This window comes from Helicobacter trogontum, assembly GCF_000765905.2.
Taxonomy (GTDB): domain Bacteria; phylum Campylobacterota; class Campylobacteria; order Campylobacterales; family Helicobacteraceae; genus Helicobacter_A; species Helicobacter_A trogontum.
On record NZ_JRPL02000004.1, the window covers coordinates 106080 to 118970 of the forward strand.

The window sequence follows — 12891 nt, forward strand, 5'->3', positions numbered from 1 at the left end:
CACACCTTATTTATGATTCTGCAAGGCTTGTTGCACAAATGCAAGGATAATTGCATTCGGGTTTTGCAATCTTGAAGTAAATTCTGGGTGGAACTGCACACCAACAAAGAATGGATGTGAAGTAAGCTCTATTGTCTCAATCAGCCCATTACACTCACCGCTAATAATTAGCCCTTTCTCTTCAAATAAAGGGCGATACTTTGGATTTGCCTCATATCTATGCCTATGTCTTTCACGTATAACTTTCACATTATTGTAGGCGTTTGAAATCCTTGTATTTGGCTTCAAATAACACTCATATTCGCCAAGTCGCATTGTACCACCAAGCGGAGAGTTATGTGTCCTTACCTGCTTTTTACCCTCTGTATCTAAGAAATCTTCAATCATATAAATAATAGGGTTTTTACAATCTTTATTAAATTCTGTTGAATTAGAATCTTCTAATTGCAACACATTTCTTGCAAACTCAATTAATGCAAGTTGCATACCAAGACAAATTCCAAGAAATGGTATATTATTCTCTCGTGCATATTTAATAGCAAAAATCTTACCCTCTATGCCTCTCTCGCCAAATCCACCCGGCACTAATATACCATCTAGATTCTCTAAATTTGATCCTTCAATATGTTCAGAATCTAAAAAAACAACATCAACTTTTGTATCTAGGTTCGCCCCTGCATGAGTTAAAGCTTCTAAAAGCGATTTATAAGATTCCTTAAGAGAAAGATATTTACCAACAAAACCTATCTTGATTTGCTTTGTAGGAGAGAGAATCTTTTTTACAAGTAAATCCCACTCTCTCATATCTGGCGTAATTTGCAACTGTAAAACTCGTGAAAGCGGTGCCAATATTCCCTCACTCATAAAATTTATAGGACATTTATAAATCGTTTGTGCATCTTCGGCACTAATCACACTATCAGTATCAACATCACACGCTAGAGCAATTTTTTGCTTCGTATCTCTTGATAATGGCACTTCAGAACGTGCTATAATAATTTGTGGGCTAATACCTATCCTACGTAATTCTTGCACACTATGCTGTGTTGGCTTTGTTTTCAGCTCATCTGCTGCTTTGACATAAGGCACAAGTGTAACATGTATGCTCAATACATTATGTGCACCTTTTTCATGCTTTATCTGTCTCATAGCTTCCAAATAAGGCATACCTTCAATGTCGCCAACCGTGCCCCCAAGCTCCACAATCAACACATCAAAGCCATCTCCCGCACGTTTTATACGAGTTTTAATCTCATCTGTAATATGTGGCACGATTTGTATCGTCTTGCCAAGATATTCTCCTTTTCTTTCTTTATCGATTACAGATAGATAGATTTGTCCCGTTGTGAAGTTATTATTTTTGGAAAAACTAGTATTTAAAAATCTTTCATAATGTCCTATATCCAAATCCGTTTCTGCACCATCAAGAGTAACAAACACTTCACCATGCTCAAGTGGGCTCATAGTCCCTGGATCCACATTAATGTAGGGATCAATCTTTAAAATAGATACAGAAAATCCAGCATGTTTTAATAATGTCCCAATAGATGATGATGATATGCCCTTTCCAAGAGAGCTTAAAACACCACCTGTAACAAAGATATATTTTGTATCCATGCAAACACCCTTTTTATTTTTTTCAAACATAATTATAAAATAAAAGTATGTAAAATATATAATGCTTTGTGATTTCTTGTAAGTGCTATTCTACTTATTTTTTGTAGTGTTGAGATTTTTATTTTACATTCACTTGATCCATAGATTAAAAACAGCAGATATTCTATCACGCATAGATAAACTTAGAATCTACACTAAATATAAGATCAATCTTTAAAGACACTACGTATTGCATCAATATATCATTTATATATAAATTTTCAAATGCTTACACAAGTATGACATCATATCTTTAATTTTAATATTTTCTAGATTCTAATAAAAGATATTTAAATATATCAATCTCTTAGAATCTAGTAGGTTCTATGGGAGTAAAAACCCATATTCATAGACTTTGGATTCTATATTTTTGGCTAATGCTTTGAGTGTGTAGGTGAGTGTGCCTAGCTTTTGTTTATAGACTTCATCATTAGCTTTTTGCGGGGGATTCATTCTGCCTTTGTCATTAAATCCTTGAAAATACGCTTTTATATCATAGAGTGAGGCGTTTGGATTGTAGTCTTTGTCATCTTTTGATTGCATGTGATAATGTCTAAAAAACTCTTTTCCAGCATCTAAGACTTCTTGTGCTTCTTGGCTAAAATTCAGTGGCTTAGTTGGGATAAATGCCATATCATCATCGCCAAAAAGGCTTTGCTTTGAATCTTTGTTTGCAGCACAATCGCGCTTAATCTTACCTTGCAAAAAATCTCGCATAAAATGAGATTCAAAGGCTTCATGCGCTCCTATTTCTTTTTCGCTAAAGGGTATAAAGTGATTTGTCCCTTCTTTGCTTGTGATTCTATTTTTTCCATGAAAAAGCATAAAAACAAGGCAATCGCTTTGAAACACAGAATCTTGTGCCCATTTGTTGTTTGGGTAGAGAAACTGATCGTTGTGATTTATCCAAGTGTGCGGAATGCAATGGCGGACAGAGAAATAGACAGAAAATGGGATAAGATTGCTTTGTGTGATATTAAGACAATATCTTGCTAGGGGTTTTGATAGCAAACAAACTTTTTGCTGGTTTTGAAAATCACTTGGATAATTTGAAATTAACCCTAGCATTTCATTTACAGAATCTTTAAAATTAACCCACCATTGATTCAAAGATTTGTGTTTATCTAGCGTTGTATAGAATCGCTTTTTCCCCAAACTCGCACCATTTTCATTAAAAATATCTAGTGTAATTATCCGTTTCATTTTACTCACTTTTGCAATCTAATATGCTTAGGATTTGTGTTAATTCTTCCTTGCTCACACTATCGTTAGCTACACCTACGATAATATCTTCTAATCTTTGATAGAAATCAAGTGGAAGAGAATCTGGGTAATTTATGATGATAAAAGCTTTTGCTATATATATTGCAGTGCGTTTATTCCCATCACTAAAAGGATGAAATTTCACACAGGCAAACACCAAATGTGTGAGTTTGTCTATAAAGCTCGGATAGTATTCATCGTTTTGAATTTGTGTCAAAACAGAATCTAAGAGTGCAATTTGCTTAGGATTTGATCCTTTTAGTCCACCTATCTCTTCTATTATATCATCGTGCATTGTTTGCACTTCCTGCAGATTTAAATATCTCATTTATCTTTTAGCCTTTCAAACACGGCTTTGTTTTCAGGCTTTTTTAAATCTTGTAGCATATATTCACGCAGTTGTGTAAAATCATTGATTTGTGTTTGCTCTATTTTTAAATTTGCTTGTGTTTTTTTGGCTAAGGCTTGAAACTCTTGCAAAAATTCTTGCTTCACATTTTCTACTATTAATGTCATCTTTGCTCCTTAAGGGTTTATATTTTCATTCACTTTGGCTTAGATCCCATATTAAAAATCCAATAGGGAAATTTCCCTTGACATTATCAAAGGTATAGGCAGGACAGATAAAGCCTTTTAAAAATTTGGCTTTAAAAGTTTCTCGGAATTTTACAAAATTACTAGAATTTATATATTTAAGAGTGGAGAAACTTGCAAGTGTGCAGTGGGGAATCTCTTTGTAGATTCTAAAGAAAAATTGTGCAAAGATTTCATTACTTGCCTTGCCCATAGAATCTTTGTAACGCTCATAGGTAGCATTGCCTAAGGCTACTCCATCTTTATTTTTTCCTGTGCCTGAAGTTTGAGATATTGTCCCTGCTTCTGCATAAGGCGGATTGATAAAAATAATTAGCTTTTTGCGTTTTTCCTCATTTTTTAGAATCTCTTGCAGGGATTTTGGCAGTTTGGATTCTTTGCAGTTTTGACATTTGGGATCTAGTTTGCTTCTTGCATGTTTGGAGCAGGGTTTGTCAAAAAACTCATCGTTTAAAAAATCAAATTGAAAAATATGTCTAGGAAGCAGGTTTAATGTGCCATTTGCTGAGAGCTCTTGTATAATCTCTACATCGGATCTATCAAGTGTGGAAGCATATAGAGAGGCGGATTCTGTGAGATTTGCTAGGAGATTGCCTGTGCCTGCAGCACAATCCCAAATATAATACTCACTTTGATAGTTTTCACCTAAGGCTTTTTCTAAGTAATTTTGGGCTTTATTGACCCAAATTTGCGGGGTGAAAAACGCACCTTTTCTCTCGCGTATATCGCTAGGGACAAGCAGATCGCGTCGCTCTATGATATAACCCCAATACTCTTCTTTTGGTGGGCGTTCATAAAGATTCCAAAACTCTGTGTGTGCTTTTTGATTATCATTAAAGCCAAATTCTGTGAAATTAAAACTTGTGCTATTTGCGCGTTTTTCAAGCTTAACTTTGTAAGAATCGCTTTGCAATAAGATTCTAAGGGATTTGAGAATCTCTTTTGTGTTGTTGTTTTCGCTTAAGAGATCGGCTAGATAAAAATCACTGCTTAGAATATCTGGCTTTTCATTTTCCCAATCAATGCTAATGCTAGGCGCGACACTTTGGAGCCATTTTTGGTAAATGGTGGTGAAATTGTTTTTGGTTATGGGGATTTTGGTGATGTTTGTGTTGTGGATTGTAAAATTTGTTTGTATGAAGTCTTGGAGTTCTTTGCAATCCTTTGTAAAAGAAAATTGCAATCTTTTGGATTCTAAGAGATGTTTTGTGAGTGCGTGGAGTTGTTTAAATTCTTTGCTATCGTGATTGCTTGGGGTAACATTCCAATTAAAGTCGTTTTGTGCGAAAATATGATCTAGCTCGTGATAAGGGATAAAGGCTATCTTTTGGCAATCAAATGCTCCTAAGAAAATGGGCGGGAGATTGTTTTCATAGGTTTTTTCTTTGCCTATGGTGAGGATTAATTGTATAAAAGATTCGATAATATCGGCTTTATTGCCTTTTTTGGCTTCAGCCCATAAGAAGTTTATAGGTTGAAAGAGTGTTTGTGCTTGAAAACTCACACAAAAATCAACACGCCCTAAAATCTGTGTGGAATCTAGATTTTTTAGAATCTCTTTTGCCGCTTTATCAAGCTTTATGCTCCGATTTTGTGGATTTGGGCTAAAAAAGTCGGTGGCGACTTTATTTTTTAGTTCCTCTTCGGGTAAGTTTATAGGATACATATTTACTCACTTTTGATCTTTAAAACTGCACTATAATAAGGCGTAATCATATAAAAATCTTTTAATCTTTTTGATGTAGTTGATTGCATTTGTATTGCCCTTAAGCATGGAAAGCAATCTTACACTTCCTTGGTTTGTCAGATAAAAATGCTCTTTTTAAAGATTCTATATCAAGACGCAAATAAGATTCTAATCCTACAATCTTTGCAAGGACTAGACTGCCTGCAAGCGCTACAATCAAATACCCTTATTTTATCTTGCTGCTACTAAGATAATCTTGCAATGACTTGGTATTACTTCTTGCTTGTTGTGTATCATTGCTATTTGCCTGCATGGCAATAGCTGCACTCTTTGCACCAGATATTGTCGTAAAATAGGGGATATTAGCACGTAAAACTGCTTCTCTAATTAACCTTGCATCAGGTTGTGCCTTATTACTGCTTGTATTAATCACCATGTCAATCTCGTGATTTGCTATCATGTCGTTAATATGTGGTCTACCCTCGCTTACCTTTAATACTGCCCTAGCCTCTATACCAGCCTCACTCAAAATCTTGTGTGTGCCAAGTGTAGCTACAATCTCAAAGCCTAACTCATGCAAAGTTTTTGCAAGTCCTGCTGCATGTTTTTTATCACTATTTCGTAGTGAGATAAATATCTTTCCTTTTTTTGGTAATGGATTTTTACATGCACTTTGACTTTTATCAAAAGCAGATGCAAAACTTTTACCAATCCCCATGACTTCACCTGTGCTTTTCATCTCTGGTCCAAGCAACAAATCAGCTCCTGGCAATTTGTTGAAAGGAAATACAGATTCCTTAACACTATAATGCTTTAATGATTTGTGTGTCCAGATTTTGTGTCTTATATTGCCTGGAGTTATTTTTTTGACATCTTTATAAGAATTTGATGATGTAATTGTCTTATCATTATCTAGGTGTGATTCTATATTACTCATATTTACATTCGCTTTAGAATCTAAACTCACTCCTTGTGTTTGCATGAAACTCTCATGTAAAGATTCTGCATCAATGTAACCTACTTCTTCGATCATACCATACTTATCATAGAATCTCAATGCTTCTTCTAGTATGGAATCTTGCTGTATAGAATCTCTAGATTCTGTCTTTTTCACACTATGCTTCCACATAACTCTTGTAGCTACCTTTGCTAAAGGCAGCCCAGTAGCCTTACTTACAAAAGGCACAGTGCGACTTGCACGAGGATTCACCTCAATCAAATATAACTCATTATTATAAATTGCATACTGCACATTCATAAGTCCAACTACACCAAGCTTCAAGGCAATCTTGGCAGTGCTTTGCTCAATCTCTTTTAACATAGATTCTCTGATATTTATTGTCGGCAATGAGCTTGCACTATCCCCACTATGGATCCCTGCCTCTTCGATATGCTCCATTATACCGCCAATATATACACTCTCACCATCACTAATGCAATCTACATCAAGCTCAATTGCATATTCCAAAAATTTATCAATAAGCACAGGTGAGCTATCACTCACCGCAATTACTTCATCCATATATTGCTTTAACTCATCATCATCATAAACGATTCGCATAGCTCGCCCACCAAGCACATAGCTAGGTCTCACAAGCACTGGAAAGCCAATTTTATTTGCTACACTATAAGCTTGTTCTTTCTCATAAGCTATGCCATTTTGAGGTTGCTTCAATCCTAAGTCATTGACAAATTTTGCAAACTTTTCTCTATCTTCAGCAATATCAATAACTTTTGCACTTGTGCCAATAATTTTAGCATTAATTTTTGTAAGAGAGCTAGAAAGTTTTAATGGAGTTTGCCCACCAAAATGCACAATTATGCCATCTGGCTTTTCCCTCTCAATAACTGCTTTTACATACTCAAAATTAATAGGCTCAAAATAGAGCACATCACTTGTATCATAATCCGTGCTCACAGTCTCAGGGTTACAATTATACATTATGCTTTGCACACCTAAATCCGCTAGAGCAAAACTTGCATGAACACAGCAATAATCAAACTCTATACCTTGACCAATTCTATTTGGACCACCACCAATAATCATAACTTTTTGTGGTATTACATCTTCATTAGCTGCGACACAATGTTCATTTAAACTTGAATCACTATGCTTTAAATAATTTCTTTTACTTCGTAGGTAATGACCACTTAAAGACAAATCATTTATTGTTTGAAAGTTGCCAATTGTTGAGTAAAGATAAGGTGTGAGACTAGGAAATTCCGCTGCACAAGTATCCACTTCGTTATACTCATGCACCACTCCAAGCCCAACCCTGACTTGATACACCTCGCTCTCACTCATCTCTATTCCATCATTATTTTTTAACCAATGAGAAATCATCTTATCGCTAAATCCATAGCTTTTTATCCGACGCATGAGCTCCTTATCACTTAGAATCTGTGAAGTGATGCAAGATTCAGCATCTACGATCTCTTTAACCTCATGTAAAAACCACTTATCAATCTTACATAGTTCGTGCATCTCTTCAATGCTCATTCCAAGCCCAAAACCCTCTGCGATATAAAGCAGTCTGTTTGCATTTGGTCGCCTAATCTCTTTTTTAACAGTCTCTAATTCATTACAAATTTGATTTAACCCAAAGATTCCTGTCTCAAGGCTGCATAATGCCTTTTGCAAACTCTCCTTAAAAGTCCCACCAATTGCCATTACTTCTCCAATGGATTTCATACTGGTCGTAAGTGTAGAATCTGCTTTTGGAAACTTTTCAAATGTGAATCTAGGTATCTTTGTAACAATATAATCAATACTTGGCTCAAAGCTTGCGGGTGTACCTGTAATATCGTTTTTTATCTCATCAAGAGAAAAGCCAACTGCAAGCATTGTAGCAACCTTAGCTATTGGGTATCCTGTGGCTTTTGAAGCTAATGCAGAACTGCGAGACACACGCGGATTCATCTCAATAACAGTCATTCTACCATTTTTTGGATTTATTGCAAACTGCACATTGCTCCCACCTGTATCTACACCAATCTCTCTTAAGATCTGAAAACTCGCATCTCGCATTCTCTGATACTCTTTGTCTGTGAGCGTTAGAGCTGGTGCAATAGTAATGGAATCTCCTGTATGCACACCCATGGGATCAAGATTCTCAATGCTGCACACGATAATACAATTATCGTATTTATCGCGAATAACCTCCATCTCATACTCTTTCCAACCAAGCAAAGACTCTTCAATCAAGATCTCATTAATCGGACTTGTCTCTAAACCATTTTTTGCAATTTCTTTAAACTCATCGATGTTGTATGCTACACCACTACCCCCACCTGCAAGAGTGAAACTTGCACGGATAATAAGAGGAAAGCCAATTTCTTTTGCTGCCTCTAGTGCTTCCTCCTCTGTATAAGCATAACGTGATTTTGGCAAATCCATGCCGATTTTTAGCATAGCCTCTTTGAATGCCTGTCTATCTTCACCTTTCTTAATAGCACTAGGCTTTGCACCTAAAAATTCTATACCTTCAAGCATCCCTTTTTCATACATACTCATCGCGACATTAAGAGCTGTCTGTCCGCCCATAGTAGGCAAAATCGCATCAACATTTTCTCTTTTAATAATATCTGCAATAATTTCTTCAGTGATTGGCTCAATATAAGTGCGGTCTGCAAAGTCTGGATCTGTCATAATAGTTGCTGGATTTGAATTAATAAGAACAACGCGATATCCTAGAGCTTTTAATGTTTTTACTGCCTGTGTACCTGAATAATCAAACTCACAAGCCTGCCCTATCACAATGGGTCCAGAACCTATCAGTAAGATTGTATGTATATCTGTGCGTTTTGGTGTAATTTTTAGTATTTGTTGTGTAGAGTTTGGCATATATATCCTTTGAGAAGCTATATTTTTGCGAAATTATACAATAGAATCTGTATTACTTTGTCATTATTCTTTACATTGCCTTTGTGCTATGTAAATTCAATCAATAAGCCTTGCTTTATGATATAAAAATATGCAAAAAACAAAAGACAATATTTATCATATTGATTGAAACTTTAAGACGTCATAGCCCCATCTTATTTGGATTTAATATATTGTTTGGATCAAATGCGTTTTTAATGCTTCTAAATAAGTTCATCTCATCTTCATTGAAAGCAAGCTTCATAAATGGGGCTTTTGCAAGTCCAATACCATGCTCACCACTTAAAGTACCCTCTAATTCGACTGCAATTTTAAATATCTCTACGATAGCTTCATGCCCTTTATCTAAATCTTTTAAATCTTCAACCATTACATTTGTATGCACATTACCATCACCTGTGTGTCCAAAACATGGTATTTTAAAGCCATATCGCTTACTTACCTCACCTATTCTCTCTAGTAGTTCTGGGAGTTTTGCACGTGGGACAGTGATATCTTCATTCAGCTTTTTCTTACCATAAATACTAATGCTTTGACTTGCATTCTTTCTTGCAAACCATAAATCCTGCCCCTCTTTAGAATCTTTTGCAACCTTAAATTCAATACAACCATTTTCTTTAAATCTTGATTCTATGAGTTCTAATTGATATTGTATTTCTTCTTCTAAATTACCATCAACTTCTGTAATAAGTATTGCTCCAGCTTCAGTAGGTAAACCTTTATTGAATTTACTCTCCACTGCACGAATTGTCAAATTATCTAAAAACTCCATAGCAACTGGTGTAACTCCGCTTGCCATTGTCTTATATACTGCATTCATTGCATCTTCTATTGTGTCAAAAATACCCATTGCAGAACGCATAATCTTTGGCTTTGCTATAAGTTTTAGTGTAATTTCACTAATAACCGCCAATGTCCCCTCACTTGCTATTAGGATTCCTGCAATGTTATAACCTGCTACATCTTTAATCGTTTTTTTACCTGCACGGATAATATTACCATTTGGCAAAACAGCACGAATGGCTACAACATAATCTTTTGTAATACCATACTTTGCTGCACGCATACCACCCGCATTTTCACTCACATTACCCCCAATTGTGCTTTGATTTTCACTTGCTGGATCTGGTGGATAGAAAAGCCCATGCGATTCTGCAAAGTTTTGCAGATCCTTATTAATGACACCTGGCTGCACTCTTACAATAAGATTCTTTGTGTCAAGCTCTAAAATCTTATTCATATGTTTTTCTAAGGCTAATACAATGCCCCCTTGTGCTGCAATACTACCACCTGTAAAGCCACTACCCGCACCTCTTGGCACAATGGGGATGAGGTTTTCATTGCAATACTTTAAAATATCACTAATATCTTTTTCATCCCTTGGAAAAAGCACCATATCTGGTTCTCTAGATTCACGCGTTGCATCATAGCTATATGCAACTTTATGTAAAGAGTCTATTTTTGCATTTTCTTCACCCAATAATTGTTTAAAATAATCTATATGTATATTATCTAATGCCATAAATATCCTTTTGAAAATTTTGCAATATTTTAGTCTAAAAATTTATATTTTAAAGCTTTTTATAATCTTATTGAATAGAATCATATACCCCAACGACATATTGGTGTGCATCCCCACAAGCCTTTATAAACGCTGCAATATCATCAACCTCAACCTTTATGCTACCTTTTGTATTATTCGTACGGATGATCCAAATCGCTGCATTTGGTATAAGATTTGGCCGCATGAGAATCTTTGTTGGTGTTGTTTCCTTGTCTCCAAATGCCTCATTTGCAACAACACCTTTTGCATATAATCCACAAGTTTGGGGTTTCCCTGTAGATATGTAGGTGAATTCAAGTTTAAAATCTGTATAGTCATTTAATGCATTTATCGATAATTTTTCCCAACTTGTTTCATTGATAGTCCGAATATATTGCGTATTAAACAACCATGTCTCTCCATCTAATGTAGTAGTTTTTGAATCTGCTGCTGTATCACTACATGCCATAAAAATTATCATACCAAAAAGTATAAGAAAATTATGAAAATAAAAACGCATATTATCCTTTCCATAAAAAGCTTGGATTCTACCATAAATGTAACTTAACACATAAGAAATAAATATAGAAAATACAAATTTTTGAAATCAATATTCCTAAATTAATAAATAATAGGTTGGTTAATAATGTAGCGTTATAATTTTGATAACTTTAAATTTAAGGAGCATTTATGGATATTACAAAAATAGGGTATGGCAAAGTACCAAACGAGATTAATGCAGTTATTGAAATACCTTTTGGTTCAGATATTAAGTATGAAATAGATAAGGATTCTGGTGCTGTTGTGGTAGATAGAATCATGCGTTCAGCAGTATATTATCCAGCAAATTATGGGTTTGTGCCAAATACATTGGCTGATGATGATGATCCAATGGATATTTTAGTACTCAATGAATATCCGTTACAGGCTGGTTCTGTCATTAAATGCCGACTTATAGGTGTTTTAATTATGGAAGATGAGGGTGGAATGGATGAAAAATTACTTGCTGTTGCACTCGATAAGATCGATCCTACATACAGCGATGTAAAAAGCTATAAAGATTTACCTAAACTAACACTTGATAGGATTAAAAATTTCTTTGAAACATATAAAATGCTTGAACCTAACAAATGGGTAAAAGTAAAAGACTTTCAGGACGCAGAAGAAGCTACAAAGATTTTGCAACAAGCAATTGCAAATTATAAAGCATAACTTCGTCCCAACTCTGCAAATATCTGTGTAGAACTACATATATGTCATATTGCAAGGTTGAATGACTTTGTAGTGTGGCTGCATGGAATTCATAATTAGCATAAGACGAATTTCTGTAGCATTCATGTAATGCAATATTTGTGGTATCTTATGGTTGCAACACTATGATTGAGTGATTTATCCGCGTATTATCACGATAACATTGCGATAATAAAAATTTCATTTTATCTTATTGGCTTAAGTAATGTAGATTGTTCTTGCAATTATCTCCTAACAAACTTAATTTTTCCTTAACCAAATAAATATGAATACGCAACCAAGTATCAATTACTAAAAACTGCGAAGTAAAACTTTAATTATGCGGATTTATTTTACACTATATTTCATATTCAAAGTTAGTATTTACAATAACATATACACACTTTTTATAGTAAAATATAGACGAATTATTCTATAGATGAGGTGTTATATGCCATTTGTTGTAATTATTATGGGAAGCAAAAGTGATTGGAAAGTCATGCAAGAATGTATCGCTATTTTAAAGAAGTTTGAAATCCCCTTTGAAGTGCATATATCTTCAGCACATAGGACACCAGAGAGGACAAAAGAGATTGTATTAACCTCAGAAAAACGCGGAGCAGCAGTGTTTATTGGAGCAGCGGGTATGGCAGCACATTTAGCAGGAGCTATCGCAGCACACACGCTAAAACCTGTCATAGCTATACCACTTGCAGGTGGTATGCTTGATGGTTTAGATGCACTTCTCTCGAGTGTGCAAATGCCACAAGCAGTTCCTGTTGCTACTATGAGCGTAGGCAAAGCTGGGGCAATCAATGCTGCTTTTTTTGCAATGCAGATATTATCTCTCTTACCACAATATCCAAATTTATCACAACTTCTTACAAAAGAAAGGCAAGAGCGTGCACATCAGTTAGAAAAAGATACACAAAGCATACGAAATGAAATCTAAAAGCTTACAATAAAAGGGAGAGTTATGGTAGAGCAGGAGAAGTTGCAGCCACAAGGCTTAAAGACAATACGAGAGATGCAAGA

10 protein-coding genes and 2 pseudogenes are annotated in these 12891 nt (G+C 35.2%); 2 read left to right on the forward strand and 10 right to left on the reverse strand.

The annotated features are described in order from the left end of the window. Window positions 1-6: 6 nt before the first annotated feature. From pyrG to LS81_RS03100, 10 genes and pseudogenes are all read right to left on the reverse strand, one after another. Window positions 7-1617 (reverse strand): glutamine hydrolyzing CTP synthase, encoded by a 1611-nt coding sequence (gene pyrG, locus LS81_RS03065; RefSeq protein WP_034344451.1) that lies wholly within the window; start codon window positions 1615-1617, stop codon window positions 7-9. A gap of 363 nt (window positions 1618-1980) precedes the next feature. Next, window positions 1981-2859 carry a hypothetical protein gene (locus LS81_RS03070; protein WP_034344447.1) on the reverse strand — a complete coding sequence of 293 codons (879 nt, stop codon included), beginning with the start codon at window positions 2857-2859 and terminating at the stop codon, window positions 1981-1983. 1 nt (window position 2860) lies between these two features. Continuing rightward, entirely contained in the window at window positions 2861-3247 is a 387-nt protein-coding gene (locus tag LS81_RS03075) for a type II toxin-antitoxin system death-on-curing family toxin (protein ID WP_034344445.1), read from the reverse strand. Continuing rightward, the gene (locus tag LS81_RS03080; protein WP_034344443.1) at window positions 3244-3435 is read right to left on the reverse strand and encodes a hypothetical protein; all 192 of its coding nucleotides are present in this window, start codon (window positions 3433-3435) and stop codon (window positions 3244-3246) included. The genes LS81_RS03075 and LS81_RS03080 overlap by 4 nt, the downstream gene beginning before the upstream one ends. Before the next feature lie 25 nt (window positions 3436-3460). After that, a complete protein-coding gene (locus LS81_RS03085) occupies window positions 3461-5179 on the reverse strand; it encodes a hypothetical protein (protein WP_034344440.1) in 1719 nt (572 codons plus the stop codon). 100 nt (window positions 5180-5279) lie between these two features. Continuing rightward, window positions 5280-5420, reverse strand: a complete 141-nt coding sequence (locus tag LS81_RS11210) for a hypothetical protein (RefSeq protein WP_158659408.1) — start codon at window positions 5418-5420, stop codon at window positions 5280-5282. Window positions 5421-5426: 6 nt separating this feature from the next. Continuing rightward, window positions 5427-6014 (reverse strand): annotated as a pseudogene (gene carB, locus LS81_RS12570) (carbamoyl-phosphate synthase large subunit); the annotation flags it as partial. A gap of 213 nt (window positions 6015-6227) precedes the next feature. Next, a pseudogene (gene carB / locus LS81_RS03090) lies at window positions 6228-9044 on the reverse strand (carbamoyl-phosphate synthase large subunit); the annotation flags it as partial. A 181-nt stretch (window positions 9045-9225) separates the two neighbouring features. Next, a complete protein-coding gene (locus LS81_RS03095) occupies window positions 9226-10605 on the reverse strand; it encodes an FAD-linked oxidase C-terminal domain-containing protein (protein WP_034320390.1) in 1380 nt (459 codons plus the stop codon). 67 nt (window positions 10606-10672) lie between these two features. Further along, window positions 10673-11146, reverse strand: coding sequence for a hypothetical protein (locus tag LS81_RS03100; RefSeq protein ID WP_034346480.1), 474 nt, complete (start codon window positions 11144-11146; stop codon window positions 10673-10675). 170 nt (window positions 11147-11316) lie between these two features. Here LS81_RS03100 and ppa point away from each other — a divergent pair, with 170 nt between their 5' ends. Both ppa and purE read left to right on the forward strand, forming a co-directional pair. After that, window positions 11317-11838 carry an inorganic diphosphatase gene (gene ppa / locus LS81_RS03105; RefSeq protein WP_034320384.1) on the forward strand — a complete coding sequence of 174 codons (522 nt, stop codon included), beginning with the start codon at window positions 11317-11319 and terminating at the stop codon, window positions 11836-11838. Window positions 11839-12307: 469 nt separating this feature from the next. Next, window positions 12308-12808, forward strand: coding sequence for a 5-(carboxyamino)imidazole ribonucleotide mutase (gene purE, locus LS81_RS03110; protein ID WP_034346482.1), 501 nt, complete (start codon window positions 12308-12310; stop codon window positions 12806-12808). The last annotated feature ends 83 nt before the right edge of the window (window positions 12809-12891 follow it).

Excerpts from the sequence above, each read along its gene's own strand:
- pyrG (WP_034344451.1), bottom strand. The coding sequence starts at position 1,617 with ATGGATACAAAATATATCTTTGTTACAGGTGGTGTTTTAAGCTCTCTT.
- LS81_RS03070 (WP_034344447.1), bottom strand. The coding sequence starts at position 2,859 with ATGAAACGGATAATTACACTAGATATTTTTAATGAAAATGGTGCGAGT.
- LS81_RS03075 (WP_034344445.1), bottom strand. The coding sequence starts at position 3,247 with ATGAGATATTTAAATCTGCAGGAAGTGCAAACAATGCACGATGATATA.
- LS81_RS03080 (WP_034344443.1), bottom strand. The coding sequence starts at position 3,435 with ATGACATTAATAGTAGAAAATGTGAAGCAAGAATTTTTGCAAGAGTTT.
- LS81_RS03085 (WP_034344440.1), bottom strand. The coding sequence starts at position 5,179 with ATGTATCCTATAAACTTACCCGAAGAGGAACTAAAAAATAAAGTCGCC.
- LS81_RS03095 (WP_034320390.1), bottom strand. The coding sequence starts at position 10,605 with ATGGCATTAGATAATATACATATAGATTATTTTAAACAATTATTGGGT.
- LS81_RS03100 (WP_034346480.1), bottom strand. The coding sequence starts at position 11,146 with ATGCGTTTTTATTTTCATAATTTTCTTATACTTTTTGGTATGATAATT.
- ppa (WP_034320384.1), top strand. The coding sequence starts at position 11,317 with ATGGATATTACAAAAATAGGGTATGGCAAAGTACCAAACGAGATTAAT.
- purE (WP_034346482.1), top strand. The coding sequence starts at position 12,308 with ATGCCATTTGTTGTAATTATTATGGGAAGCAAAAGTGATTGGAAAGTC.